The organism is Gymnodinialimonas sp. 202GB13-11 (genome assembly GCF_040932485.1).
In the GTDB taxonomy this organism is placed as follows: Bacteria; Pseudomonadota; Alphaproteobacteria; order Rhodobacterales; family Rhodobacteraceae; genus Gymnodinialimonas; species Gymnodinialimonas hymeniacidonis.
Genome location: NZ_JBFRBH010000001.1, coordinates 1,311,237 through 1,337,127 on the forward strand (window position 1 = coordinate 1,311,237; position 25,891 = coordinate 1,337,127).

At 60.8% G+C, this 25,891-nt stretch carries 31 protein-coding genes; 15 read left to right on the forward strand and 16 right to left on the reverse strand.

The genetic code is table 11. The features are described 5' to 3' along the window. Positions 1-63 precede the first annotated feature (63 nt). Positions 64-621, forward strand: a complete 558-nt coding sequence (locus V8J81_RS06560; protein WP_368474945.1) for a protein-tyrosine phosphatase family protein — start codon at positions 64-66, stop codon at positions 619-621. 373 nt (positions 622-994) lie between these two features. Here V8J81_RS06560 and V8J81_RS06565 read toward each other — a convergent pair whose 3' ends face one another. Next, positions 995-2,029, reverse strand: a complete 1,035-nt coding sequence (locus V8J81_RS06565; RefSeq protein ID WP_368474946.1) for an extracellular solute-binding protein — start codon at positions 2,027-2,029, stop codon at positions 995-997. 242 nt (positions 2,030-2,271) lie between these two features. Here V8J81_RS06565 and V8J81_RS06570 point away from each other — a divergent pair, with 242 nt between their 5' ends. Further along, entirely contained in the window at positions 2,272-3,126 is an 855-nt protein-coding gene (locus tag V8J81_RS06570; RefSeq protein ID WP_368474947.1) for a hypothetical protein, read from the forward strand. Here V8J81_RS06570 and V8J81_RS06575 read toward each other — a convergent pair. Further along, positions 3,099-3,851, reverse strand: coding sequence for a FadR/GntR family transcriptional regulator (locus tag V8J81_RS06575; protein ID WP_368474948.1), 753 nt, complete (start codon positions 3,849-3,851; stop codon positions 3,099-3,101). The two genes, V8J81_RS06570 and V8J81_RS06575, sit on opposite strands and share 28 nt — an antisense overlap. A 320-nt stretch (positions 3,852-4,171) precedes the next feature. Here V8J81_RS06575 and V8J81_RS06580 point away from each other — a divergent pair, with 320 nt between their 5' ends. From V8J81_RS06580 to V8J81_RS06590, 3 genes are read left to right on the forward strand one after another with little or no spacing between them, the layout of a single operon-like run. Further along, positions 4,172-4,918, forward strand: coding sequence for a DUF2182 domain-containing protein (locus tag V8J81_RS06580; RefSeq protein WP_439649918.1), 747 nt, complete (start codon positions 4,172-4,174; stop codon positions 4,916-4,918). 12 nt (positions 4,919-4,930) lie between these two features. Beyond that, positions 4,931-5,647, forward strand: coding sequence for a DUF1326 domain-containing protein (locus V8J81_RS06585; protein WP_368474950.1), 717 nt, complete (start codon positions 4,931-4,933; stop codon positions 5,645-5,647). Further along, positions 5,647-6,162 carry a DinB family protein gene (locus V8J81_RS06590; protein WP_368474951.1) on the forward strand — a complete coding sequence of 172 codons (516 nt, stop codon included), beginning with the start codon at positions 5,647-5,649 and terminating at the stop codon, positions 6,160-6,162. Before V8J81_RS06585 ends, V8J81_RS06590 begins: the two co-directional genes overlap by 1 nt. Here V8J81_RS06590 and V8J81_RS06595 read toward each other — a convergent pair. Further along, positions 6,159-6,626: a hypothetical protein gene (locus tag V8J81_RS06595; protein WP_368474952.1), complete on the reverse strand. Its 468-nt coding sequence runs from the start codon at positions 6,624-6,626 to the stop codon at positions 6,159-6,161. The genes V8J81_RS06590 and V8J81_RS06595 overlap by 4 nt on opposite strands. A 48-nt stretch (positions 6,627-6,674) precedes the next feature. Further along, positions 6,675-7,151, reverse strand: a complete 477-nt coding sequence (locus V8J81_RS06600; protein WP_368474953.1) for a hypothetical protein — start codon at positions 7,149-7,151, stop codon at positions 6,675-6,677. A 74-nt stretch (positions 7,152-7,225) separates the two neighbouring features. Here V8J81_RS06600 and V8J81_RS06605 point away from each other — a divergent pair, with 74 nt between their 5' ends. Together V8J81_RS06605 and acuI are read left to right on the forward strand one after the other, a co-directional pair. Beyond that, positions 7,226-8,329 carry a dimethylsulfoniopropionate demethylase gene (locus V8J81_RS06605; RefSeq protein WP_368474954.1) on the forward strand — a complete coding sequence of 368 codons (1,104 nt, stop codon included), beginning with the start codon at positions 7,226-7,228 and terminating at the stop codon, positions 8,327-8,329. Between the two features lie 45 nt (positions 8,330-8,374). Continuing rightward, positions 8,375-9,367 carry an acrylyl-CoA reductase (NADPH) gene (gene acuI / locus V8J81_RS06610; RefSeq protein WP_368474955.1) on the forward strand — a complete coding sequence of 331 codons (993 nt, stop codon included), beginning with the start codon at positions 8,375-8,377 and terminating at the stop codon, positions 9,365-9,367. Positions 9,368-9,374: 7 nt separating this feature from the next. Here the strand turns inward: acuI and V8J81_RS06615 are convergent, their stop codons facing one another. Continuing rightward, a complete protein-coding gene (locus V8J81_RS06615) occupies positions 9,375-9,833 on the reverse strand; it encodes an Lrp/AsnC family transcriptional regulator (RefSeq protein WP_368474956.1) in 459 nt (152 codons plus the stop codon). 118 nt (positions 9,834-9,951) lie between these two features. Here V8J81_RS06615 and V8J81_RS06620 point away from each other — a divergent pair, with 118 nt between their 5' ends. Both V8J81_RS06620 and V8J81_RS06625 read left to right on the forward strand, forming a co-directional pair. Next, complete coding sequence (locus V8J81_RS06620) at positions 9,952-10,158, forward strand: DUF6356 family protein (protein WP_368474957.1); 207 nt, start codon at positions 9,952-9,954, stop codon at positions 10,156-10,158. After that, positions 10,159-10,941, forward strand: a complete 783-nt coding sequence (locus V8J81_RS06625; RefSeq protein WP_368474958.1) for a class II glutamine amidotransferase — start codon at positions 10,159-10,161, stop codon at positions 10,939-10,941. On the opposite strand, the gene V8J81_RS06630 is transcribed toward V8J81_RS06625, so the two are convergent. The 11 genes from V8J81_RS06630 to V8J81_RS06680 all read right to left on the reverse strand — a co-directional run bounded on the left by V8J81_RS06630 (position 10,938) and on the right by V8J81_RS06680 (position 20,368). Next, positions 10,938-11,558 carry a YitT family protein gene (locus tag V8J81_RS06630; RefSeq protein ID WP_368474959.1) on the reverse strand — a complete coding sequence of 207 codons (621 nt, stop codon included), beginning with the start codon at positions 11,556-11,558 and terminating at the stop codon, positions 10,938-10,940. The two genes, V8J81_RS06625 and V8J81_RS06630, sit on opposite strands and share 4 nt — an antisense overlap. Positions 11,559-11,697: 139 nt before the next feature. Continuing rightward, positions 11,698-12,453, reverse strand: a complete 756-nt coding sequence (locus tag V8J81_RS06635; RefSeq protein ID WP_368474960.1) for an SDR family NAD(P)-dependent oxidoreductase — start codon at positions 12,451-12,453, stop codon at positions 11,698-11,700. Positions 12,454-12,512: 59 nt separating this feature from the next. After that, positions 12,513-12,917 carry an arsenate reductase (glutaredoxin) gene (arsC, locus tag V8J81_RS06640; protein ID WP_368477609.1) on the reverse strand — a complete coding sequence of 135 codons (405 nt, stop codon included), beginning with the start codon at positions 12,915-12,917 and terminating at the stop codon, positions 12,513-12,515. A gap of 67 nt (positions 12,918-12,984) precedes the next feature. Next, on the reverse strand, positions 12,985-13,257 hold the full coding sequence (locus tag V8J81_RS06645) for a hypothetical protein (protein ID WP_368474961.1): 273 nt from the start codon (positions 13,255-13,257) through the stop codon (positions 12,985-12,987). Between the two features lie 106 nt (positions 13,258-13,363). Next, positions 13,364-13,921 carry a hypothetical protein gene (locus V8J81_RS06650; RefSeq protein ID WP_368474962.1) on the reverse strand — a complete coding sequence of 186 codons (558 nt, stop codon included), beginning with the start codon at positions 13,919-13,921 and terminating at the stop codon, positions 13,364-13,366. Between the two features lie 22 nt (positions 13,922-13,943). Next, positions 13,944-14,747, reverse strand: coding sequence for a hypothetical protein (locus V8J81_RS06655; protein ID WP_368474963.1), 804 nt, complete (start codon positions 14,745-14,747; stop codon positions 13,944-13,946). Between the two features lie 123 nt (positions 14,748-14,870). After that, complete coding sequence (locus V8J81_RS06660; RefSeq protein ID WP_368474964.1) at positions 14,871-16,085, reverse strand: NADP-dependent isocitrate dehydrogenase; 1,215 nt, start codon at positions 16,083-16,085, stop codon at positions 14,871-14,873. 226 nt (positions 16,086-16,311) lie between these two features. Beyond that, positions 16,312-18,504: an NADP-dependent isocitrate dehydrogenase gene (locus V8J81_RS06665; RefSeq protein WP_368474965.1), complete on the reverse strand. Its 2,193-nt coding sequence runs from the start codon at positions 18,502-18,504 to the stop codon at positions 16,312-16,314. Positions 18,505-18,665: 161 nt separating this feature from the next. Beyond that, positions 18,666-19,367 (reverse strand): hypothetical protein, encoded by a 702-nt coding sequence (locus V8J81_RS06670; protein WP_368474966.1) that lies wholly within the window; start codon positions 19,365-19,367, stop codon positions 18,666-18,668. 88 nt (positions 19,368-19,455) lie between these two features. Next, positions 19,456-19,707 carry a hypothetical protein gene (locus tag V8J81_RS06675; protein WP_368474967.1) on the reverse strand — a complete coding sequence of 84 codons (252 nt, stop codon included), beginning with the start codon at positions 19,705-19,707 and terminating at the stop codon, positions 19,456-19,458. A 7-nt stretch (positions 19,708-19,714) separates the two neighbouring features. Beyond that, the gene (locus tag V8J81_RS06680; protein ID WP_368474968.1) at positions 19,715-20,368 is read right to left on the reverse strand and encodes an alpha/beta hydrolase; all 654 of its coding nucleotides are present in this window, start codon (positions 20,366-20,368) and stop codon (positions 19,715-19,717) included. A gap of 197 nt (positions 20,369-20,565) precedes the next feature. Between V8J81_RS06680 and iscR the strand changes: the two genes are divergently transcribed. The 6 genes from iscR (at position 20,566) to V8J81_RS06710 (ending at position 25,891) form a co-directional block, all read left to right on the forward strand. Further along, entirely contained in the window at positions 20,566-21,024 is a 459-nt protein-coding gene (iscR, locus tag V8J81_RS06685; RefSeq protein WP_368474969.1) for a Fe-S cluster assembly transcriptional regulator IscR, read from the forward strand. Positions 21,025-21,219: 195 nt separating this feature from the next. Beyond that, entirely contained in the window at positions 21,220-22,260 is a 1,041-nt protein-coding gene (locus V8J81_RS06690; RefSeq protein ID WP_368474970.1) for a cysteine desulfurase family protein, read from the forward strand. A gap of 21 nt (positions 22,261-22,281) precedes the next feature. Next, positions 22,282-23,796, forward strand: a complete 1,515-nt coding sequence (gene sufB, locus V8J81_RS06695; RefSeq protein WP_368474971.1) for a Fe-S cluster assembly protein SufB — start codon at positions 22,282-22,284, stop codon at positions 23,794-23,796. Between the two features lie 42 nt (positions 23,797-23,838). Continuing rightward, complete coding sequence (locus V8J81_RS06700) at positions 23,839-24,321, forward strand: hypothetical protein (RefSeq protein ID WP_368474972.1); 483 nt, start codon at positions 23,839-23,841, stop codon at positions 24,319-24,321. Beyond that, a complete protein-coding gene (locus V8J81_RS06705; protein WP_368474973.1) occupies positions 24,318-25,088 on the forward strand; it encodes an FkbM family methyltransferase in 771 nt (256 codons plus the stop codon). The genes V8J81_RS06700 and V8J81_RS06705 overlap by 4 nt, the downstream gene beginning before the upstream one ends. Next, complete coding sequence (locus V8J81_RS06710; RefSeq protein ID WP_368474974.1) at positions 25,085-25,891, forward strand: polysaccharide pyruvyl transferase family protein; 807 nt, start codon at positions 25,085-25,087, stop codon at positions 25,889-25,891. The genes V8J81_RS06705 and V8J81_RS06710 overlap by 4 nt, the downstream gene beginning before the upstream one ends.

A 25,891-nucleotide genomic window follows, 5' to 3' on the forward strand; every position in this document is an offset into this window, starting at 1 on the left:
CCTTTAATTGCAAAGCGTTAGCACCAAGTATATCTGTATACAGCATCACTTGAAAGCCAACTTATGTCTCTTCCAAATCGCCTAGACGGAGATCTGGCCCTTCCGGGCTCGATCCGGGCTGTCATTCCACACCCGATGGGCGGGGCGATTGCCATGGCCGGGTTTCCGGGCCTTGAAACCAGCATCGACGGTTCGGCGGTGTTTTTGCCGGAAGAGTGTCGTGAGACTTTGCAAGGGTTGGCTGACCTTGGTGCGACGTCGCTCACGCTTTTGGTGGAGTCGGACGAGTTGGACGAGGCGTTCATCCCGGCACTTCTTGCGATGGCGAACGAGGTTGGGATCGGGGTCGAGCGTCTTCCCATCGTTGACTATTCGGTCCCGACCGAGGCGCAGATCCAAGCATGGGCCAATGGCAAAACGCACAGACTTGCTGCGTTTGAACGGGGAACGACCTACGCATTCGCCTGCCAATATGGGGCAGGGCGCAGCGGTCTTATGGCCGCGCGAAGCCTGATTGAAGGCGGCATGACACCTGATGATGCCATTGCGCTGGTGCGCCACCATTTTTCCGAGGCCATCGAAAGTGACGCTCAGGAAGACTGGCTGAAAGCTGATGGGTGACGTTGCGTCACTTGGTCCGATGTGTCCATTTTTGATCTAATGGGTCTCAAAACCAACTTGTATACAGGTGTTTGAACATGTATACAGGTCGCTGAAAGGGAGCGAGGCGATTGAAGCGTGCCCGGAGCAATCCGGAGGTCACTTCGCAAACTTCACCTTTGCAGCCGCGGTCGACTTACCCGTGTCGCGGCTGCGGCTGCAAAGGACAAAACATACACCGTCCGACTGAGTGGCGGCAGGACCGTAAGGTCACCTAGAACGCGACGGGCTCACCCCCGGTCGCGTTTTTTCTTTGCTGAGACAGATATCAAAAAAAGAAACGCGCCCGGCGATGCGGGCGCGCTTTGTTTGTTTGTTTGGCGATGGTGAGGGGTTAGAAGCCGGCTTTGATCCGCTCAAACGCCTCAGCCTGACGCTCACGCTGCTCGTTGGAAATCGGCAGCTGCGCCAGTACCGGTACGGTCACTTCGCCCAGACCTGCGGCCTCCATCGCCTCGGCACCAAGAGCCTGCAGGGCCGCGTCATTGGCCGAGCCGAAACCGTTGCTCAGAAGTGGACCGGCGGAGGCGTCGCTGAGGACGGCGTTAACATAGTCATAAGCCATGGCTTCCTCGCCGGGGGCTTCGACCATGTTCACGTAACCGCAGAGCCAGACGGACGTGCCCTCAGTCGTGTTACGGGCGAAGCCGACGTTGAACCCTTCTTCGGCCATCGCCACGGGAACCTCGTTCCAGACCCAAGCCGCCAGAACCTCGCCGGATCCGATCAGCTGGCTGATCTCAGCTGGGTCGGTCCAGTAAGTACGCAGATTCTGGTGGATACCGCGGAGCCAGTCGGTGGCGGCTTCGAACTGTTCGTCTGTGACATTCGACCAGTCGGACACGCCCGTGGCGAGGTAGGCCAGCGCGTAGGCGTCATCCACGTTGTCGGGGATCGACAGGCGGCCTGCGTATGCGGGGTTGTTGAAGATCTCGAGCGAGGTCACGTCGTCGGCGCTCAGCTCATCGGCGTTGTAAGCGACAGCGGTGGAGCCGTAGTCGGTTGGCAGGAAGAACAGCTCCTCGGAGCCAGACAGGACGTTTTGGCCCACGAGGTCGGCGTTCAGGGTCTCAAACGCGGCGATCTGGTCTTGGTCCCAGGCCTCGATAATACCGGAGGCCTGCCAGCGTGGCACAGAGCCTGCACAGATATGAGTGACGTCGGATTGGAAGCCCGCCAGCAAGCGCTGGAATGCCTCATCCTCATCGCCGAAGAACACGAATTCAGGCGCGCCGTGGGCGTCTATGAAGGGCTGGTGGAACGAGGGGTCTTCGAACCCGGAATAGTCGAAGACGGTGAGGCCTTCGGCGGAGGCAGCGCCCGCAAGCGCAAGGGTCGCGGCGGAGGCGAGGAGGGTGGTTTTGGTCATGTTTGATGGTCCCTGTTGGCGTCTTGTTACGGTCAGACTGCCGGGGAGTTTAGGGCGCGGGCTTGCTGCGGTCCAGTGGATTTGAAGGCTGAGGTGCAAGGTTGCACGCGGGGGTTAAGTACTTGAAAAAAAATACTAAACCGATTTTCGTTTACTTTGCCTTAACCATATTTCGCCAAGGATTAACTTGACGCCTCGCCCGGCGTCGGCACCATAGCAGGGCGCTGATACCGGAGCCTTGAATGTCTGAACGCCCCACTGCATCCTCGCTGTTCTTCGGCGCCATCGGCGATCTGTTGACCAACTTTGGCGCGGTTCTTCGGATTGGGGCGCCTTGGTTTCTAATCTACCTTGCGCTGAACGCACTTGCGGGTCGGTTTTACGCCCATTGGGTGCTTTATGACGTGAATCAGATCAGCCCGGGCCCACCGAACGAATGGTATCTGACGGCCATGTTCCTGCTGATGCTTGGCACTGTCGCCGCGTCTTGGCACCGGTTCATGACATTGGGTGAAACGCCACGGTTCCTGCCGCAGATGCGCCTCGTCATTATCCTGAAATACGTTTTGGCCTGGGTCGTGATCGGCATCATCATCGGATCGATCCTTCTGGTCTGTCTGGGTTTGCCCGCGCTCCTCCTTTCGGCGCTGGTGGATCAGGCATTTCAGGACGTGATTGCGGGCCTGCTGCAAGACTCGGTCTTTGTGCCGTCTGGTCTGTCGGTGGGACTTATCGGTTTGGCTTTGTTTTTTGTCTTTCTCGTCGTGACCCTCTCCATCCTGTTGCTCTACCGCATGGGGATTGGGCTGCCTTCGGTCGCCATTCTGGACGGGGAGGGGATCGGGATGCGCGCATCGTGGCGCGCGACGCGTGGCATGGGGGGCGCGATTTTAGGCGCAAGCCTGATATCTGCGATTGGATCTGTGATCCTCTACGGCGTTGTTTTTTCAGGTTTCTTCTTGCCGAGCGAATCTTATTCGACCGCGACTGAAGTGACGATGCGCCTAGGCTTTGCGGTGACCGACATCATCACAATGCTTGTAGGCACGGCCATCCTGACACGTATCTATCAGGCGGTGCCGGAAGAGTCGCTCTGAGCTTTCGCGCGCGCATCGAAAACCGATTGCGCAAGCACCTTGGTATAGCTTTCAAGTTCGGTCAGCGCGGCAACAACGGCCTCCCCGTCTCGGGCGTCTTCGGCATCGGCGATCTGTTCGTGCAAGCGCACGATCTCGGCCCGGTCGCGTGCGGTGAAGGTGATCATGTTCATCAGGGGCTGCATCGCCTCAACCGCGCCAGCGAGTTGATAAGACATGACTGGGTTATCGGCGCCATCGACCAGCGCCCGATGGAAGGCAACGTCCGAGGCGCAGAAGGCCTCATCCGAGAGGCCCGGCTGTGCCTGACGCACAATCTCGGCCCGCATTGTGGCAAGGTGGTCGGCGTCGCGACGTTCTGCTGAAAGGCGCGCGCAGGCGCGTTCTAGGGCAAAGCGGGCTTCGCAGGCGGTGTCGAAGCTGACATTGTTCATGCCCAGTAGCAGCGTCGAAGTCGTGATATGGCCGCGATAGGCATCTTGAAACGACAGGCGGTTCACGAAGGCCCCGCCGAATGCGCCGCGTTGGGTGCGGATGAGGCTTTGCGCGGCAAGGCGTTTGAGCGCCTCACGCACCGTAGAGCGGGAGACATCGAAGTGATCTGCAAGCTCTGCCTCAGAAGGCAAGCGCTCATCCACGATGAGCTTGCCGGAGACGATTTCATCGCGGATCGCGGCGGCGATTTGCGCGGACAGATCAGCGGAGCTGTTGGGGTCAATTTTCATTTGTCTGACATTTAAATGTCTGACATCACGTTGAGCAAGCAGAATCGCCGTTTAGGGAGTGACCGGTGACGCATGTAATCCGCAACACGTTATGGCTTGGCTTCTTTGGCAGCATCCTGATCGCTTGGGTTGTCTTGTATCAGATGGCGACCGGCATGGGGCTGGATTGGATCGGGCGGATGACCATGGATATGGACATGGAAATGTCCGATCCGATGGACATGGGTGGCATGGAGATGGCCGACGGCGATGACATGGCTGGCATGGAGATGTCGGGCATGGGTGAGGGGGCTGAGATGCCCGCCGATGATGGCATGGCCATGGAGATGGACGGCGACGCGATGCCTGCCGAGGGCATGGCGATGGACGATGAGATGCCGATGGCAATGGACGGCGACATGGCGATGGATGGCATGGCCATGGACGGGATGGAGATGGGCGGCATGGATATGTCGGCCATGACGCGCTTCGGCCCGCTGTTCGGCATGTGGTCGATCATGATGGCGGCGATGATGTTGCCGACGCTGGTGCCGACGCTGGTGAATTACGAGCGGCTTATGGCGTCCGCCGATGGTACGCGGGCCGGATGGTTGGGTGTGTTGGGCGGCTATTCGATCGTGTGGATCGGAGTGGCAGCGATCTTTGCGATCGTGCAGATCGGCCTGCTGCGCGCCGGTGTGATCGACATGATGGGCATCGCGCAAAGCACGTGGATTGCAGGCGGATTGCTGATCGTCGTGGGCGCGTTCCAGTTCACCCGCGCGAAAGAGGTTTGCCATGGCGTGTGCCATGCGACGATGAATTACTTTCTGGGCCATTGGAAGACCGGGTTCTCGGGCGGGCTGCGCATGGGCATGGGCCTTGGCGCGTTCTGTGCGGGCTGCTGCTGGGGCTTCATGGCACTGGGTTTCGTGGGCGGCATGATGAGCCTTCTCTGGATGGGTCTCGCGACGCTGTTCATGGTGATCGAAAAGCTGCCCCAGATCGGGCATTATGTGACCAAGCCACTGGGTGTGGCGCTGATTTTGGGCGGACTGGCTGTGCTCGGCTATCCGTTCGTGACGTAGGGAGAGACGGACATGGCCGTAAAGAAACGCCCCGATGCGGACCGCTTGCCGGTCAGCCAGCGCATTGACCAGCGGATGGACAACCCCAAGCGACGGCAGTTGAAGCCGCGTGATTGGGCGATCAAAGGTGAGTTGATCCTGAACTGCTCCTGCACCGTGTTCTGTCCGTGTGTTGTGTCGCTCGGCAAACACGATCCGACGGACGGGGATTGTAAGGCGTGGATGGGCATTGCCATCGACGAGGGCCATTTCGAGGGCGAGGATCTGAGCGGTCTGAATGTGGGCCTGATGGTCTACATCCCTGGCAAGATGGCCGAGGGCGGCTGGCAGGTTGCGGCTTACGTGGACGAGCGGGCATCCGGAAAGGCCTATCAGGGGTTGCTGGAGATCTTCTCAGGGCAGGCGGGCGGCACGACGGGCCTGTTCACGCTGCTGGTGTCGGACATTGTGAGCGCTGAGCGCGAGAAGGTGGAGATCACCCGCGACGGCAAGAAGCGCGGGCTGTTTGTCGGCAAGAAAATTCAGGGTGAGATCGAGATGATCGACGGGGCGTCGCCCGATCATCCAGTGATGATCACCAATTCGAAGTACTGGATGGGTCCCGACATTATTGCAGCGCGCGGTCTGAAATCGAAGGTGCGCGACTTCGGCAAGATGTGGGATTTCTCGGGCAAGTCGGCGGAAATCTGTCCCATTGAATGGGGCGGATCGGCTGGCGGTAAGAAGTAATGATCGGCCCCGATTATGCGCGCACCATGGCGCGCTACAATGCCTGGCAGAACCAGTGGATGTTCCAGGCCTGTGATGGTCTGTCTGAGGCGCAGAGGGTTGAGGATCGGGGGCTCTTCTGGGGCTCGATCCAGGGCACGCTGAGCCATTCCTATTGGGGCGACATGATCTGGATCTCGCGCTTTGATGGGGGCGAGGGACCGGAGGCGCCGCTGACGGATACCGCGAGCGCTTATGATTGGGCGGAGCTGATGGCGGGGCGGCCGTTGTTGGATGCGCGGATCGCGGCATGGGCGTGGAGCACGGACGCGAGCGACTTCGAGGGCGACCTGAGCTGGTATTCGCAAGGTGTGGGGCGGCAGATGACCATGGCGCGCACGCTGTGTGCGGTGCAGATGTTCAACCACCAGACCCATCACCGGGGCCAGGTTCACGCAGCCCTGACCGCGCTAGGCGTCAAGACCACGGACACGGACCTTCCGTTCATGCCGGACGAGGTGCCGGAATGGGACTAATGCGCCTCCGTATAGCTGAGGTAGGCGCCACGCTGGACGAAGTTGAGGTCGTCGATGCCCCAGCTTTGGTCCTCGGGTCCGTCGAGCGTGAGGAAAACCGCGATGTAGCGGCCATCCGCGCCGCTGTTCAGCGGTTGACCGGCACTGCCCACCTCGATGGCAAACGGGATCACGGCGGTGCCGTCGGCGGTGTAGCGGGCGGGCAGGATCAGGCCATCCCACGCCACGGCTGCGCGCCCCTCGAGGCCATTGAAGACAGAGTCACTGGGAGCTTCGCCCGAAGCGAAGGCTGCGAAGATGTCTGCATTGAAAGCGTTCGCATGGGCACCGATGCCCGCCACGTCACGGTTCGTGAACGCGGTCAGGATTGCACTGGCGACGGCCTCTGGCGGATGGGCCTGAGCCGCGGCGGGCTGGATCGAGGCCAGCATCAGGGCGCAGGTCACGAGACATCGATTCATCATGGGTTTTTGCCTTTCATCTCTGCGCCCGCCTGCGACGCTGGCATGGGATCAACGGCTTTCGGACGCGGCCATATAGTCTGCAGGATCAATGAAGTTGATGTCTTCCGCGCCCCAGGTCGTGTCGTCGGGGGTATCAAGCGTCAGGATCAGAGAAATGTATCGACCTGGCTGCCCGGAGCCGAGTGTCGCCACTCCAGTTTCCGTTTCGATCATGAAGGGGATGATGGCCTCGGGCCGGTCTTCGCGCCCGATGCGGTAGCGCGCCGGAAGGATCATGCCATCCCACGCGGCACCCGCCTCACCGCGCGTGCCGTCCCAGAGCTCAGACGCCGTGTCCGGGTTAACGGCGGCTTCCGCGAAGAATTCCGCGTTCGTCGCGTTGGAATGGGGTGCAATCAGCGATGCGTCCTGAGCGCGCATCCCATGAAGAATGGCGGAGGCCACGGCCTCGGCGCTCTGGGTCTGCGCGTTGGCAGTACCGGCGATGCTGAGCGCGGCCAATACCGCAAAGAACAATCGTGTCATGGGACAATGCCCTCCATTACCGGCCTAAAGCCTATGACGCGCAAGACAGTCTGCCAAGGTAAGGAGACCCAGCCATGGCCATGATTTCTGCGTCTCGCCGCTTGCGTCGCACGCCTTTCTCAGAAGGCGTGGAGGCGGCGGGTGTGAAAGCCTACACAATCTACAACCGGATGCTTCTGCCCACGGTCTTCCGCTCGGTCGAGGAGGATTACAGCCATCTAAAGGACGCCGTGCAACTTTGGGACGTCTCGGTTGAGCGTCAGGTTGAGGTGCGCGGCCCCGATGCGGGCAAGCTGATCCAGATGCTGACGCCGCGTGACCTGCGCGGCATGCTGCCCGGCCAGTGTTATTACATGCCTGTGGTCGATGAGACGGGCGGCATGCTGAACGATCCGGTCGTGGTGAAACTGTCCGAGGATCGCTGGTGGATCTCCATTGCGGACAGCGACCTGCTGCTGTGGGTCAAGGGCGTGGCCTATGGCTACCGGCTGGACGTGCTGGTGGATGAACCGGACGTGTCGCCGTTGGCCGTGCAGGGGCCGAAGGCGGATGACCTGATGGCGCGGGTTTTTGGCGACAGCATTCGCGATGTGAAGTTCTTCCGCTTCGGGTGGTTCGATTTCCAAGGGCGCAGCATGGCGATTGCACGCTCGGGCTATTCCAAGCAGGGCGGGTTCGAGATTTATGTCGAAGGCTCCGACATCGGGATGCCGCTTTGGAACGCGCTGATGGAGGCGGGCAAGGATCTGGATGTCCATGCGGGCTGCCCCAATGGGATCGAGCGGATCGAAGGCGGTTTGCTGAGCTATGGCAATGACATGACCGACGATAACACGCCCCATGAATGCGGGCTTGGCCGGTTTTGTAACACCGCAACGGCGATTGGGTGCATTGGGCGCGATGCGCTGCTAAGGGTGTCGATGGAGGGGCCGGTGCAACAGATCCGGCCGATTGCGATTGATGCTAAAGCCTTGCCGGGCTGCGACCGGGCCTGGCCGTTGATGGCGGGCTCTCGCCGGGTGGGGCAAGTGACCTCAGCCGCGATCAGCCCGGATTTCGGCGAAGGGGTCGCGGTTGGCATGGTGCGCATGACCCATTGGGATGCGGGGACGCCATTGCACCTTGAGACGCCCGAAGGCAGTTTCGACGCAGAAGTGCGGGAAGATTTTTGGATTTGATTGTAAGGCCTTGTGCTGCAATCTTGAAGTAATGGGAGAGATGAGATGAGCTTCAATGCCCTAGTGGTCGAAAAGAATGACGAGGGGAAGACCAGCGCCTCGGTCACGCAGATCACGGAAGATCAGCTGCCCGAAGGTGACGTGACGGTTGCGGTCGAATATTCGACGGTCAACTACAAGGATGGTCTGTGCATCGGGCCGGGTGGCGGCTTGGTTCGGAATTACCCGCATGTGCCGGGAATCGACTTTAGCGGCACGGTGGAAGCCTCTGATAATCCGAAGTATTCTGCCGGTGACAAGGTTGTGCTGACCGGCTGGCGCGTGGGTGAGGCGCACTGGGGCGGCTATTCGCAGAAGGCGCGTGTGAAGGGTGACTGGCTGGTGCCGCTGCCCGACGGCTTGAGCGCGGAGCAGGCGATGGCCGTGGGCACGGCTGGGTTTACCTCCATGCTTGCGGTGATGGCGCTTGAAGATCATGGGCTAACTCCCGGAAACGGTGAAGTTTTGGTGACGGGAGCTGCCGGCGGTGTGGGGTCCGTGGCGACCGCTATTCTGGCCAATCTGGGCTATGAGGTTGCGGCAGTTACCGGGCGGCCCGAACAGGCGGACTACCTGAAAAGCCTTGGCGCCAGCCGGATCGTGCCACGTGAAGAGCTGAACGAAACCACCAAGCGCCCGCTTGAGGCCGAGACATGGGCCGGCTGTGTGGATGCCGTGGGTGGCGATATGCTGGCGCGCGTGCTGGGGCAGATGAAATATGGTGCCTCCGTTTCTGCTGTGGGGCTTGCCGGTGGTGCGGGCCTGCCTGCGACGGTCATTCCGTTCCTGCTGCGCGGTGTGAACCTGCTGGGGATCGACAGTGTCATGCAGCCCTACGACAACCGCGTGCGCGCGTGGCAGCGGATTGCCAAGGAACTGCCGATGGACAAGCTGGAGGCGATGGTGCAGCCCGCGACTTTGGCCGATCTGCCGGAGCTTGGGCGCGCGATCCTGAAAGGCGGCGTGCGGGGCCGGGTTGTGGTCGACGTGAACGCCTGAGGCTGGCTTAGAGGGGCAGGGCCTGCCCCTCTTTCAACTCCTCCATCACGAAGCTAGCGGAGACATCGCCCATCTCGACCATTTCGATTAGGCGCTGATAGAGACGGTCGTAATCGGCCATGTCCGACACACGCGCGCGGATCAGATAATCGAGGTCGCCGGTCATCCGGTAGACGCCGAGGATCTCGGGGATTGCGCGTACGGCCCGGCGGAATTGGTCGAGCCAGTCGGCAGAATGGTGCGCCGCGCGGACCTGGATGAACACCATCAGGCCAAGGCCGACGGCGGCGGGGTTGACCAAAGCGACACGGTCTTTGAGGATGCCTCGTTCCTCCAACGCCTTGATCCGACGCCAGACGGCATTGCGGGACAGGCCGATATGTTGGCCCAGATCGTCCAGCGGCTCATCACATCTAAGTTGCAAACGGGCGAGGATTCGGCGGTCGGTTTCATCAAGTGTTGTCATAATGCGAGAGATAGTGGGAAACCCTCCACAAGTCACGGCGGATTTGTGCGAGGTTTGGGAGCATTTCACACGGTGAGCAGGGCAAATTGTTCGAAACAGCGAACAGGAGTGCCCCGCCATGATCAACCGCGTCTTTCTTGACCATCCGCAAAGCGTGGATGAGACCTATCTGGAGCATGCCGCATTTGCCGGGAAGTTCAGCGGCAGGCTGTTTCTGGCGGCGTTCGCGGCGGCCGTTCATGCGGTGATCCCGTGTCTGTTTGAAAAGACGGCCAGCCGGATGATCGCGGATATGTACGCCAAGACGCACAATCGAGGGCAGTGAATGTGTCGGTGGGCGGCTTATTTAGGGCAACCGATTTTCATTGAGGACCTCGTCAGTGCGCCGGGTCATTCTCTGATCGAGCAATCGCGGCGCGCGACGGAGTGTAAGACGGCCACCAATGCCGATGGATTCGGGCTGGCCTGGTACGGGGACCGGCCAGAGGCAGGGCTTTATCGTGATGTCTACCCGGCCTGGTCTGATCCGAACCTGGCTGCCCTGTGCCGGACTGTGAAATCGCCCGCCTTTCTCGCCCATGTCCGCGCGTCCACAGGGGCCGCGACCAGCCGCAACAATTGCCACCCCTTTGCCCATGGGCGGTGGAGCTTCATGCATAACGGCCAGATCGGGGGCTTTGACGGGTTCCGGCGGCGGGCGGATATGGGGGTGAGTGAGGCGCTCTACCCGCATCGCAAAGGTGCGACCGACAGCGAGTTACTTTTTCTTTACGCTTTGGAGGCAGGCTTGGACGCAGATCCTGTCGGGGCCATGACACAAGCGCATCTCATGCTGCGCGATATGTCCATCACTCACGGAACGGCCCCTCATTTGCGATCCTCCGCGGCGTGGAGCGACGGACAAAGGCTATTTGCCCTTCGCCTTTCGTCTGACCACATCGCGCCATCGGTCTACTACCGCTGGAGCGCCAGCCGGGCCGGTTGGGCCGTGGTGAGCGAGCCGCTGGAGGTTGGGCAGGGCGGGTGGACGGAATTGCCACCCGGCCATGTGGCCGTGTTCGAGGGCGACCGGGTCGGGGTGCAGATGATGGAGCGCCAGGCCGCCTAGTGCCCCACATACAGATCGCCGCGGTGATTGATCGCGACGATGCCGTTGACCATGGCCGCGCCGAGCAGCGACCAGCCGACAAGGATCGGATCAAGCAGCGCGAAGGCGGCGGCGAAGATCAGGGCGTCAACGCCGAATTGGACGTAGCCCGCGCGGAGGCCGAATTTCTCTTGCACGTAATAGGCGAGAATTCCGATCCCGCCGAGCGACGCACCGTGGCGGAAGATGGCGAGAACGCCCAGGCCAAGCGTGGCCCCGGCGAGAAACGCCGCGACACCCGGATGGATGTAGTCGAGGCGCAGGACGTGGGGGGCAAGCTCGGCCATGACAGACAGCAGCGTGACGCCAATCACCGTTTTAAGCACAAATCGCCAGCCGAGGCGGAGCAAGGCCAGCGCGTAGAATGGGATGTTGACCAAGAAAAAGACCCAGCCGAATGACCAGCCGCTGACGTAGCTGAGCAGGACAGCAAGGCCCGCGGCCTGACCGGTGATCAGGCCCGCATGGGTCAGCAGGTGGATGCCAAGGGCACATAGCGTTGTCCCAAGGATAAGGGCCTGCAAATCCTCAAACAATGTGTGCCGATGGCCTTCGGATTTCGCGTCAATTTGGGTCATGCTTACTGACATAAAAGTCAGCGCCGAGATGTCAAAGGTCTGATCGGCGTTGGGCAACGGCTATGCGCGTGGATCATGAAGCGCTGGAAAAACGGGCCGTTTCCAGACCGATCGACCTCAGATCGTGCGGTAAATGCCTTTAGATCGACCCGGCCTCGACCATGTAGTTGTTGGCCGAGCACATGGCAGCGTCGTCGGAGGCGAGGAATAACGCCATGCGCACGACATAGACCGGGTCAATCGGGTCGGGCAGGCATTGGCGATTGGTTTGCGCCGTCAGCGCCTCATCCGTCACCCACAGCTCTTTCTGGCGGTCGGTCATGATCCAGCCGGGCACCACGGTGTTCACGCGAATGCGGTGGCGGCCCAGATCGCGGGCCATGGTGCGGGTCAGCCCGTGCACGGCGGATTTCGCGGTGGCATAAGCTGGAAAGCCACCGCCGGCCTCCCACCACGAGTTTGAGCCCATGTTGATGATGGAGCCTTTGCCTGCCTCGATCATCGAAGGGGCGACAGCTTGAATGGCAAAGAACATGTGGCGGAGGTTGGTGTTCAGTCGGTCGTCCCAATATTCCGGCGTGACATCCTTCCAATCGTGCCGGTCATCGCGGGCGGCATTGTTGACGAGAACCTGCGCGGGCCCAATAGCACCTGCCAGGGCGGCAAAGGCTGTGCGCAGGGCGTCGATGTCGCGGAGGTCGCAGGGTGCGAACGTGGCGCCGGTTTCGGATGCAAGCGCCTCGCCGCGGTCCAGATCAAAATCGACAAACCCAACCCTTGCGCCTTGTTCGGCAAAAGCGCGCACCAACCCTTCACCGATCCCGGATGCGCCGCCGGTGATGAAGACGGTGGTGCCCTTAAGGCTGGGATAAGTTGCGAATTGAGGATGGGTCATGGTGTGGGCTCCTGCACGGTCAGATGCGCAGGATTGGCCGAAGCGGCGCAGACGTCAATTCATGGAAGGGGCCAGATCAGGTCACCGGCCTCATCATGGACCGGGCTTTGGGGTTCGGCGGGCAGTAGGCGAACCACTGTATGGGAAGGGCGGCACAGGGCCACGCCTTTGGTCGTGCAGACGAAAGGCCGGTTCACGAGGATCGGGTGATCGAGCATCGCCGCGATCAGCGTCTCGTCATCTATCAAGGGATCCGTCAGCCCAAGCTCTACCGCTGGGGATTTCGAGGTGCGAAGTGCATCGCGAGGCGTAAGGCCGGCCGTGGCAAAAAGCGACAGGAGGTGGGGACGCGTCCAGCCTTTGTCGAGATAGGGGATGACATGAGGTTCGATGCCGGTTGCGCGGATGATCGCCAGCACATTGCGCGATGTGCCGCAGTCTGGGTTGTGATGGATAACGATCATCGGCGGGGCCTTTTCGCGGAATGCCATTCTGTTAGCGCCGGTCTGTGACGGGCGTATGACAGGCGGTTCAGGTGGTGTGCATCCAGTCCCATAGTCGGCGCAGAAGGAGGACAGCGATCATGGGCAGCATGCAGGCGAGGGCGATGCTCAGGAAGATCGGGTTCGTTTCATCGATGTCGGAGCAGGCGCTGTAGCTGGCCTCGCTCCAGTTGGATCGCGGGCCGCAATCGAGCCACACGAACTGGATTGCGCCGAGGAGGAACAGGCCGAATGAAAGGAGGCCCAAGGCGGCGACGAGTGATAGACAGAGCCAGAAGAGCAGCTTCATAATACGGGTCATGGAAGCCTTGTGCCATGGGGCAAAACGCGGCGCACCGGCGGATAACCTGTGCCAAAGGGCGCGAGGTTCCGTCAGCGGCATGGAGACCTCGCGAGCCTCAGCGACGTCAGAACAACAGGCTGAGGTCGAACCGGCTGATGTCCGTGATGCTGTCGACAACGGCAAACATCTGATTGGCATGCTGAGCGTTGGCGGTGTTTTCCTGGCGTGTTTCGAGGGTGCCGTTCAGGTCACGTTGGATCGCCTCGACAAGAAAGCTTGTGGTGGCGAGGACAATCTCGTCATAGGTCTGGTACCCGGGCTCGCCGCTTCTGAAACTCTGGCTGCCATCGCCCGCTGTGAAGATCAGGCCCGGGGGCACGCTCAGCACAAACTGCGTGCCGTCGGGCCGTGTCACAACGGTTTGAGACACGTATTGTGGGCCTTCATATTGCGTGCCGCCGCCGAATCCCGGAACGGTTTGCGTGGTATCGCGGAGATAGTAGGTGATGTCAGCCTCGTAGACCTGGCTTGGATCGTCGGGGTCGGCGACCTCCACCGTGTAGCTGACCACCTCTTCGGTTGGGCCGCTGAAGGTGTTACATCCCGAAAGCGTGAATGCGGCCAGAACCAGGATCACGGGCAGCAGGAGCAGGCGGCGGGCAAAAGGGCGGGTGGGCATCATGGCTGTTCTCCTTTGCGCGACGCTAGAAGCGGTGCGTGAGCCCGAGGCTCAGACGGTTGTTGGTTTCTTCCGCGCCGAGGGCCATGCCGTAGCTGGCCCGAAGGTCGAGCTGATCCGAGAAGGCCCAGGACGCCCCAAGGGAGGCGCGGGTGAGTTCGGTGTCACCGGTGATGGTCATGATCTGGTTGGACGTGGCGTATTCGACGCCGCCAAACAGGCTCAGGTCAGGCGTCGCCGCATAAGCGAGGGCGGCAGACGCGCCATAGGTGCGGTTGAAGACATCGTCGAGGAACAGGGAAGAGGGTGTGGTGACGGTGCCTTCTGTGACCGCGACGCTGATATTGGCCACGCCGACAAGACGATCGCTGAGGGGCACGAGCTGCTGGTAAGCCAGCGACAGGCCGCGCACATCACCGGCGCTTTGGGTCGGGACATTGAAGACGACGTTGACCTCGTCGATCTGGCCAAAAAGCGTCATGGCGCGGATGGTTGCGCCGCGCAGGCCGGTATAGGCGACGCCGAGACCGAAACTTCCGGCATCGGTATCTTGCGTCGCGGTGCTGCCGCCCGCAGTCACTTCGAAGGCCGTGCTGGTGAGCCCGAACTGGGTGATGACCTGCCAATCGCGGCTGAATTGGTACGCGTGGCTGATTACAAGTCCGTTGGCATCGCGCGAGAATGCGCCGTCCGAGCGGGTCAGAAGGAAGGCATCGACCGAAAGCGCGTGTTCCCCCGGCGCAAGGCCCTGGCCTGAGGCGGGTGCTACAAGAGAAAGCAGGGCCAGCGCGCCAAGGCTGGCCCGCAAAGCTTGCGACATGATCGACATGAAATTTTTCGTCCCCGAACAAGTGTTTGGACGACAGTGGCGCGAGTGGCTGGCCGGTGTCAAAGGCCACTCCGCAGAGAACACGCCGAGGCGTCCTCTCTGCAACACTTGTGCGCGCATGCCTTAGCCAGCCAGCGCCTTGTTCAGGTTCTCGTCGATCTTCTCAAGGAAGCCCATCGTGGTGAGCCATTTCTGATCGGGGCCGACCAGAAGCGCGAGGTCCTTGGTCATGAAGCCTGATTCCACGGTCTCCACGATCACACGTTCCAGCGTTTCGGCGAATTCCAGCAGTTTGGCGTTCTCATCGAGCTTTGCGCGATGCTTAAGTCCGCCGGTCCAAGCGTAGATCGACGCGATGGAATTGGTTGAGGTTGCCTTGCCTTCCTGATGGTTGCGGTAGTGGCGGGTGACGGTGCCGTGGGCGGCCTCGGACTCGACGATCTTGCCGTCGGGCGTCATCAGGACGGAGGCCATCATGCCGAGGCTGCCGAAGCCCTGAGCCACGACATCGGATTGCACATCACCATCGTAATTCTTGCAGGCCCAGACAAAGCCGCCGTTCCATTTGATCGCGCAGGCGACCATGTCGTCGATCAAGCGGTGTTCGTACCAGATCTTCTTTTCTTCGAATTGCTCTTTGAATTCGGCCTCGTAGACCTCGGCGAAGATCTCCAAGAAGCGGCCATCGTATTGCTTGAGGATGGTGTTCTTGGTGCTGAGATAGACGGGCCAACCGAGGTTCAGGCCGTAGTTGAACGAGGCGCGGGCGAAATCGTAGATCGATTTGTCGATGTTATACATCGACATGAAGACGCCGGGGCCGTCGGCCTTGTAGACCTCGTGTTCCACTTCGGTGCCGTCATCACCGGTGAATTTCATAGTGAGCGTGCCAGCCCCGGGGAATTTCATGTCGGTGGCTTTGTACTGGTCGCCAAAGGCATGGCGGCCCACGACGATGGGCTGGGTCCAGCCGGGCACAAGGCGGGGGACGTTTCTGCAGATGATGGGCTGGCGGAAGATCACGCCGCCCAGGATGTTGCGGATCGTGCCGTTGGGCGAGCGCCACATCTTCTTGAGGCCGAATTCCTCGACGCGGGCTTCATCCGGCGTGATCGTCGCGCATTTGACGGCGACGCCAACTTCCTTGGTCTTCTCAGCCGCGTCGATGGTGATCTGGTCTTCGGTCTCGTCTCGGGCCTCGATGCCGAGGTCATAGTAGAGCAGGTCGATGTCGAGATAGGGCAGGATCAACTTGTCCTTGATGAAGGCCCACATGATGCGGGTCATCTCGTCGCCGTCCATCTCGACGATGGGGTTGTCTACTTTGATTTTGGTCATATTGGCGGTCCTGTTGGGTCGCGGTCTGGTTGTATTTGGTTAGAGCGGAGCACCTTCTCGGAATCAAGGTTGCAGACCGCCATGAACCGACTGGCCGGGCCCCGGCGCGTCATTTCGGTCGGGCTGCTTGTGCTGCACGGATCTGGCGCTCATTTGCCAGGCAAAAAAACGCTTAGATACGCGTATGCATCGCCTCACCGAGGCTTGGCGATGCACAGCCTGAGCTTCATCCGATAATGCCGTTCAGGGTTGGGGAAGGACGCATGACGTTGGTGAGTTTTGCGCCTTCGTTCTTGAAGTAGCCACCGGTGTCTGCGGGGCTTCCTGCGCCCGCGTCGAGTTCCGCTATGATCGTTTCTTCATTTTCTGCAAGCGAACGCGCGACTGGAGCGAATTCGGCAGCGAGATCAGCGTCCGGGCCGCCCGCAAGCGCCTCTGCCCAAAAGCGCGCGAACCAGTAGTGGCTGTCGCGGTTGTCGGGCTGGCCGACCTTGCGCCCGGGCGAGCGGTTGTCGTCGAGGATGCCCTGCGTTGCTTTTTCAACGGCGTCGCCAAGAACTTGCGCCTTGGCATTGCCCTTGGCGTCGGCAAGGAACTTGAAGCTCTCGCCCAGGGCGCAGAACTCGCCGAGACTGTCCCAGCGCAGGTGGTTTTCACCATGGAGCTGCTGGACGTGCTTCGGAGCTGAGCCGCCCGCGCCGGTCTCGAACAAACCGCCGCCCTGCATCAGCTTCACGATGGAGAGCATCTTGGCGGATGTGGCCAGTTCCAGGATCGGGAAGAGGTCGGTCAGATAATCCCGCAGCACGTTGCCGGTGATGGCGATGGTGTTTTCGCCTTTGGTGATCGTTTCAAGGCTGGCACGGGTGGCCTCGCGCGGCGCCATGATCTCGAATTTATCAGCAACACCAGCGGCTTGCAGAATGGGCCTCACGTATTGGATGAGCTGCGCATCATGGGCGCGGGTCTCGTCCAGCCAGAAAATGGAGCGGTAGCCCGTGGCCTTTTGACGGCTTATCGCAAGTTGCACCCAGTCTTCGATAGGGGCTTTGCGGGCGGAGGCAGAGCGCCAGATGTCGCCGGGCTGCACATCATGCTGGTGCAGGACTGTGCCATCATCGAGGATCATCTTAACGGTGCCGGCCTCCGCGATCTCGAAGGTCGTTGGGTGGGAGCCGTATTCTTCGGCCTTCTGGGCCATCAGGCCAAGGTTTTGCACGGTGCCCGCAGTGGCGGGGTTCAGCGCGCCATTGGCTTTGAAGAACGCAATGCTCTCGTCGTAGACAGGCGCATAGCTGTTATCTGGGATGACACAGACGGCGTCGGCTTCTTTGCCGTCGGGCCCCCAACCTTTGCCGCCCGCCCGGATAAGGGCTGGCATGGAGGCGTCGATGATGACGTCCGAAGGGACGTGCAGATTGGTGATGCCGCGGTCACTGTCGACCATGTACATCGGAGGGCGGTCGGCCATAGTGGCGTCGATCGCCGACATGATCTCAGAGTTGCCGTTCACACGCTCCAGCAGGTCGCCAAGGCCGGAATTGGGGTTTACGCCGAGGGCCGCCATCTCATCGCCGAATTGCTCGAAGACCGGCGCGAGGAAGGTTTTGACGGCATGGCCGAAGATGATCGGGTCGGAAACCTTCATCATCGTGGCCTTCATGTGGAGCGAAAAGAGGACACCCTCGGCTTTGGTCTTCTCGATTTCCTCGGCAAGAAAGGTGTCTAGAGCGGCGGCACTCATGTAAGTTGCGTCGACCACGGTGCCGGCAGGGTAGGAGAGGCCGTCTTTGAGAACGGTTGTGCCGTTCTCGGTTTCAAGCACGATTTTGGCCCCGGTGGCGTGCTTGAGGGTTGCAGAGACCTCGTTGGACCGGAAATCGCCGCCGGACATGGAGGCAACACGCGTCTTGCTGTCGGCCGTCCACTCGCCCATCCGGTGCGGGTTGTTCTGAGCGTAGGATTTCACGGCAGCGGCTGCGCGGCGGTCGGAATTGCCTTCGCGCAGGACCGGGTTCACGGCGGAGCCTTTGATGCCGTCATACTTTGCGCGGATGGCTTTTTCGTCGTCGGTCTGCGGGTCCTCGGGGTAGTTGGGCAGTGCGTAGCCTTTGGCCTGCAATTCCTCGATGGCGGCGACAAGCTGCGGGACGGAGGCCGAGATGTTGGGCAGCTTGATGACGTTGGCCTCGGGTGTTTTCACCAGCTCGCCGAGGGCGGCGAGATCGTCCGGGATGCGCTGATCTTCGTTGAGATGTTCGGGGAAGGTCGCGAGGATGCGGCCCGCGAGGCTGATATCCTTGGTCCCAACGGTAATGCCCGCGGCGGAGGCAAAGCGCTGAATAATGGGAAGGAGCGAGGCGGATGCCAGCTCGGGCGCTTCGTCAACCTTGGTGTAGATGATATCGGGGTTCGTCATGGGCGTGCCCTCCGGTCCGGGGTGGGAGAATTTGGCCCGCTTCTATCGGAGGAGGGGCGCGCAGGGAAGGGGGTATACGATTGTATACCGTGCGCAGAGTGTCGCGGGCGTAATGCGGTGCTTGCAGGGCCGCAATGTGGCATTTGCTGTGGCTTGCGGCCTCAGGCCTGTTTGAGTGCTGCGCTGAGGGTTTCACCAAGCTGCACCATCGCCTCTAGCTGTTCGGGCGATTTGACTGTGTCCTTGAGGTTCAATTGCAGCCCCTCGGGCGAGCGGATGATCGTGGGCATGGCCCCTTTCGGCATCGCGTCATGGGGGCTGACGAGCGCCTCGTGAAAGGCGATGGGCAGGAGCGCTTCATGGGCGTCGGAGGTGGCGAGGATGGCCCCGGCTGCCCCTGTGGCCTCGACCGCATCGAGTTCCGAGGCGCGGTCACCGACGACACCGAAGAAAGTCTTCATCATGTGCTGGCCCATCACGCCGTCGCCCATCGTGTCGAGAAACCGTTCCATGTTGGCGGCTTTGTCGTCGGACATTGCGAGGCTCATGACCGCCAGACCCGTGGGGATGCCGGCATCCGGATCGGTCCAGGTCAGGGAGCGGTTCGTGCTGTCGGTGGCACCTCCACCGGAATTGGAGCCGAACCGCTCCTCCACGATCCAGTTGGCCGTGCGGCTGGTGATTTGGGTGATCCGGGTATAGCCGGACGGGTCGGTGGTGACGTCATGGCGCCAGCCCTTGGATTGGGCCAGCGCGTGAATGTCTTCCGCTTTGGCCTGGGACTTGCGCTTGGCAAAGATCATGATCGCGGTGCCTGCGAAGGCAGCTACGATCAGTATGGGTATCATGATGTTGAATTCCATAGCGCGGCTCCACTGCTGATAGCTGTTTGGCTGCGTTATCTGGTGCTTGGGCCTTGGGCAGCAAGCAAGGGAAACCTGACCTGACGGATCACCCTGATCCGGTTGCAATCACGGACTGGCCGGGCTCTGCAGCCTTCAGCTTATCTTCCAGCAGCTTCCGCGCGCGGCGTTCGGCCATGATGGTGCGCACGGCGGTGCGGAAGAGTTCTTCGGTTGTGGGGGACGAGGCCCCGACGGACTTCGCGATCGTTTCAGGCAGGCTTTCGTCGCCGAGCTTGTCAGCGGCGGCGACGGTATCGAGCGCGAGTTGCTCGGCAAGGTCTTGGGCGAGGCGGCTCATGGGCGTTTTACCGTGTGTTTTCGGTCAGGCGGCGGCGGACATAGGTCTGCACGTGGTCGATCATCGGGTCCATGTGGGGATCCTCGAAGAAGTGACCGGCGCCCTCCATCTCCTCATGGGTGATGGTGATGCCCTTTTGCTCGTGCAGTTTGTCAACGAGGATGCGGGTGTCCTGCGGCTTTGCCACGCGGTCAGCGGTGCCGTTGATGATCAGGCCCGACGACGGGCAGGGCGCGAGGAACGAAAAATCGTACATGTTCGCGGGCGGCGAGACGGAGATGAAGCCGGTGATCTCGGGCCGGCGCATCAGAAGTTGCATGCCGATCCAGGCGCCAAACGAGAAGCCCGCAACCCAGCAATGCTTGGAATTGGGGTTCATGGACTGGAGGTAATCGAGCGCGGACGCTGCATCGGAGAGCTCACCAATACCCTGGTCGTATTCGCCTTGGGACCGGCCCACGCCACGGAAATTGAACCGCAGCACCGTGAAGCCCATCTGATGGAAGGCGTAGTGCAGGTTATAGACGACGCGGTTGTTCATCGTGCCGCCGAATTGCGGATGCGGATGCAGGATGATCGCGATGGGGGCGTCTTTGGCTTTCTGGGGGTGGTAGCGGCCCTCAAGCCGGCCTTCGGGTCCGGGGAAAATAACCTCGGGCATCCTGTCTCCTTCGCGTGCGCGGCCTATGGCCGCTTTCTTGACGCGCGTGGTGCACGTCCTTAGAACGATTCCAAATTGCGGTCTGGCAAGGAGCCGGTCCGCCGGGCTGTTCCGCAGTTAAGCGGGAGGGCGCGAAAGGTCAATCGGAAGGGCGGCAACAGTGCCTTTCCTTGCGCTTAATTTTCGGGGGTGTGGCCATGAAACTGAGCACCAAGGGGCGCTACGCGATGGTGGCAATGGCCGACCTTGCCTTGCAGCCTGCCGATCAGTTGACGCCGTTGTCGGATCTGTCGAAGCGTCAGGACATCTCGCTGCCCTATCTTGAGCAGTTGTTCGTGAAGCTGCGTCGGGCTGATTTGGTGATTTCGGTTCGGGGGCCGGGCGGCGGCTACCGCCTGGCGCGGGCGGCGAGTGACATTCGTGTGGTCGAGATTTTTGAAGCGGTGGATGAAACGGTTTCTGCTCTGCACACCGGGGCCGGGGCCTCTGGTGGAGCCTCGGGCAGCCGCGCGCAAAGCCTGACCAACCGGTTGTGGGAGGGCTTTTCAGCCCATGTCTATGTTTTCCTGCATCAGACACGGCTGTCAGATGTGGTGAAGAACGACCTGACGCCATGCCCTGCCGTGCCGAACCTGTTCGAGTTGGTGGATGAGTAGGCCGGTGCGCGGCAGGTATTGCGCCGCCTTCGGCGTCGCCGGGGGCGATTTTTCTGGCGAAAAATCGCGGCGTTCCGGGCCGGTGATCGTGCAGATTTGCGAACCGGGATCGCAGGCGGCTGATCCTGAACCCTCCGGGGGGAGCTTTTCGGGCAAGATGAAAGAGTTGGCGCGTGACGATGCGACCGGGCGGGCATGAGGCGGGCCTATCTGGATTGGAACGCGACCGCGCCGCTCAGGGCTGAAGCGCGTCGCGCGATGGAAGCCGCGATGGATGTCGTCGGCAATCCCTCGTCCGTTCACACCGAAGGGCGCGCAGCGAAAGCCATGATGGAACGGGCGCGGGCGCAGGTGGCGGAGGCGTTGGGCGCGCAGGCGGCGGATATCGTGTTTGTGTCTGGCGCGACAGAAGCGGCGGCTTTGGCCATGGCCGGGCGCGGATTGCGCGTGGCGGGCGTGGAGCATGATGCAGTTTTGGCCTGGGGTGAGGCAGAATTGGACGTGTCCGGCGACGGGATCGTAGCCCTGTCGGAGCCTGCGTGCACCTGCGTTCAGGTGGCGAATTCCGAGACGGGCGTGGTGCAGACCCTGCCGGATGGATTGGCGGTGAGTGACTGGACGCAAGGTTTTGGGAAGATCCCGCTAGCGTTCGATTGGTCCGGTGTTGAGATGGCCTTTATCTCAGCCCACAAGATTGGAGGGCCGAAGGGCGTTGGCGCGCTGGTGTTGAAGCGTGGCCTTGATCTGCAGGCGCGCATCAAGGGCGGCGGGCAGGAGATGGGCCGCCGCCATGGCACTGAGAACCTGATCGGCATCGCTGGATTTGGGGCCGCGGCACAGGCGGCGGCGCAAGATTTGGCGGATGGCGCATGGTCTCGGGTTGAGAAACTTAGAAATATTCTAGAAAAGACTCTGGAAGATGCTGCGCAATCGACTATTTTTGTCGGGAAAGGCGCGGATCGCCTGCCGAACACCTCGATGTTCATCGCCGAAGGGTGGAAGGGCGAGACGCAGGTCATGGCGATGGATCTGGCGGGATTTGCCGTATCGGCGGGATCGGCCTGTTCCAGCGGCAAGGTGAGAGCCTCGGGCGTGTTGCGCGCCATGGGATATTCAGAGGAGCAAGCCGCCTGCGCGTTGCGGGTGTCGCTTGGGCCACAGACGACGGAGGCGGAGGTAAAAGCGTTTTGTGACGCTTGGCTGGCCGCCCGTGAAAAGAAGATGTCACGCGCATGACGCGCGTTTGGAGGGTTTGAGATGAGCGCACTCGATACGGATGTTGTCGTCAAAGACGGGGTCGATCAGGAAACGGTCGATGCGGTCAAGGGCCTGGGCGGGAAGTACAAGTACGGCTGGGATACCGAGATCGAAATGGAATATGCGCCCAAGGGCGTGAACGAGGATATCGTTCGTCTGATCTCTGAGAAGAACGGTGAGCCGGAATGGATGCTGGATTGGCGTCTGCAGGCATTCAAGCGCTGGAAGCAAATGGAAGAGCCTGAATGGGCGATGGTCGATTATCCGGCCATCGACTATCAGGACCAGTATTATTACGCGCGCCCCAAGAGCATGACGGAGAAGCCGAAATCGCTCGATGAGGTCGATCCGGAATTGCTGCGCACCTATGAAAAATTGGGGATCCCGCTGAAGGAGCAGGCGATTTTGGCGGGGGTGGAGCCTGCGCCGGAGGATCGCAAGGTTGCCGTGGATGCTGTGTTCGACAGCGTATCCGTGGGAACGACCTTCAAGGCGGAACTGGCGAAGGCGGGCGTGATCTTCTGCTCGATCTCAGAGGCAATCAAGGACCACCCGGATCTGGTGAAGAAGTATCTGGGCTCGGTTGTACCGATCACCGACAATTTCTTTGCGACGTTGAACTCGGCGGTCTTCTCGGACGGGTCGTTTGTCTACATCCCGCCGGGGGTGAAGTGCCCGATGGAACTCAGCACCTACTTCCGCATCAACGCCGAGAACACCGGCCAGTTTGAGCGGACGCTGATCATCGCGGATGCCGGCAGCTATGTGTCGTACCTTGAGGGCTGCACCGCGCCGATGCGCGATACGCATCAGTTGCACGCAGCTGTGGTCGAGTTGGTCGCGCTGGACGATGCGGAGATCAAGTATTCGACGGTGCAGAACTGGTATCCGGGCGATGAGAACGGCAAAGGCGGGATCTATAACTTCGTGACCAAGCGTGCCGATTGCCGGGGAGATCGCTCCAAGGTGATGTGGACGCAGGTGGAAACAGGCTCTGCCGTAACGTGGAAGTATCCATCGTGTATCTTGCGCGGTGATGATAGCCAGGGCGAGTTCTATTCCATCGCCATCGCCAACAACATGCAGCAGGCCGATACCGGCACGAAGATGGTTCATCTGGGTAAGCGGACGAAATCGCGGATTGTCTCCAAGGGGATCAGCGCGGGCCGTGCGCAGAACACCTACCGCGGGTTGGTGTCGATGCATCCCAAGGCGAAGGACAGCCGCAACTATACCCAGTGTGACTCCCTACTGATCGGCGACAAATGCGGCGCGCACACTGTGCCGTATATCGAGGTGAAGAATAACTCCTCCCGCGTGGAGCATGAGGCGACGACGTCCAAGGTGGATGACGATCAGATGTTCTACTGCCAGAGCCGTGGCATGGACGAGGAAGAGGCCGTGGCCCTGATCGTGAACGGCTTCGCGCGCGAAGTGCTGCAAGCGCTGCCGATGGAGTTTGCCATGGAAGCGCAGCAATTGGTTGCGATTTCGCTGGAAGGGTCAGTGGGCTGACACCTTCGGGTGCATCTGCGCAAATGGCTGCGGAAAGAGTCGATGGTTGAACCTCAGAACCCGGATCGCGTGAAGGAACGCGCGGCGGCCTCGGACGGTCTCGCGCGCTACCTGGTGCGCAACGTGCCTTTGGTCGCCTTGGGGGGCGGGCTTGCCGGACTGTTCATGTCGGTTGGGGCGCCTTTGCCGCAAATGGCTTTGTCGGCCGGGATTTTTGTCCTGCTTGGGCTGATGCTTGGTTTGCCGATTATGTCCCTAAAATGGTGGGCAGCGCGCCGCGACACCGATCTGACGGTGCAAGAGCAGCTTTTTCTAGGCATGAACAATTGGCGTTCGCGTTTGCTGCTATCCATGCCGTTTCCGGTGTTGGTGACAGGCGTGCTGGCGCTTGATCCGGCCATGGGGATGAGTCCCATGGGCATGATTTCGATGTTGCTTGCCACAACCGCAATCTTCTTTGTGGTGATCTGGGTGTTCGCCTTGGTCCTGCGCGCGTCGGGTTTGATGCCGGAGCAATCGCAGTGAGAGCGGATGCGCTGCATATCGAGGATCGCGCCTATGGGCGGGATGCGCGCCGATTGTTGGCCGACGCACAGCGCTACATGGACGATATTGTCGTGACCGATGCCGAAATCGACGGCCAGTTGGTGCGATTTGCCACCGACATGCTGCGCGATCCGATCCAGAAGCGGCATCGAAAGGGTGTCTTTTACGAGCCGGAAGAATTGGCGCTTACCGCCAAGTATCTGCCCGACGGCGGCACGTTTGTGGATATTGGTGCGAATGTGGGCAACCATTCGCTCTATGCCGGGCTGTTCTGTGGGGCGGGGAGGATTATTCCGTTCGAGCCAAACCCGCTGGCTTACCGGTTGCTGGTTCTCAACATCGTAATGAATGGCCTGTCGGAGAAGGTTGTCTTTGACCATATCGGCGTGGGGGCCTCTGACCTGGACAGCGATGGCTTCGGCATGACCGAGCGGGAGTTCAACTTAGGCGCCGCGCGGATGGTGCCCGGGCAAGGCGATATCCAGACTGTGCGCCCGGATGATGTTTTGCGGGATGAAAGCCCCGATTTCATAAAGATCGACGTAGAAGGCATGGAGATGTCGGTGCTGCGTGGGTTGCAGAAGACGATCCGGCGCTGCCGTCCGGTTTTGCTGGTCGAATGTGACCGCGCCAATATCCACGACTTCGCCGATTGGCGGCTGGCCAATGGCTTCGTGATCCCGGCGTCGATCAAGCATTACGCGGACAACCGGAATTTTCTGTTGGTGCCGGAGGAAAGTGCATGACCGCTCCGCTGCGCCTTTACTACTGGCCTGCGCCGAATTTCGGCGATGCGCTGAGCCATCTGATTGTTGAGCATGTCTCGGGCCGGCAGGTTGAGCAGGTGCGTCCCAAGCAAGCGGAGCTGTTTGCGTTAGGCAGCTTGATGCATGTGATCGCCAAGCATTGGACGGATCATAGCCGGGGCGAGGGGCCAATTCTATGGGGGACGGGGTTGCTGAACCCGTTCTATCGCAAGGATTTCCTTGAGAATGTGCGAGTGCGTTTGCTGCGCGGGCCGGTCTCTGCCGCCTTCCTGCGCCTGAAGATGACCGAATTCGGGGATCCTGGGCTGCTGGCCGATGACGTGATCGGGCCGGTGCCGGAGCGTCATGATCGGATCGCCATTGTGCCCCATCACAGCCAGATGGAAGACCCGCGCTTTGTCGACATGGTGGAGGCTGATCCGGCGCTGCATCTGATCGATGTGCGCTTGGACCCGGTGACGGTCTGCCGTGAGATTGCCGCCTCACGCCACGTTTTTTCGGCCAGCCTGCATGGCCTGATCGTGGCGGACGCTTATGGCATTCCAAATACCTGGATGGACCCAACCGAACAGGGCCGTCTGAAATACCACGACTATGCCGCGTCAATCGGGCGCGACATGACCTATCCGGTTGAAATCGAGGATGTACCTGCAGCGGCCCTTGCCGTTAAGGATCATCCGCTTCCCTACACTGAAGGCATTGCGCGTTGCCGCGAGAGTCTTTTGCGCCATTTCCCGGCAGAGCTGCGCGCTGCCCCCGTTTCATTCACGTCGGAGGCATAG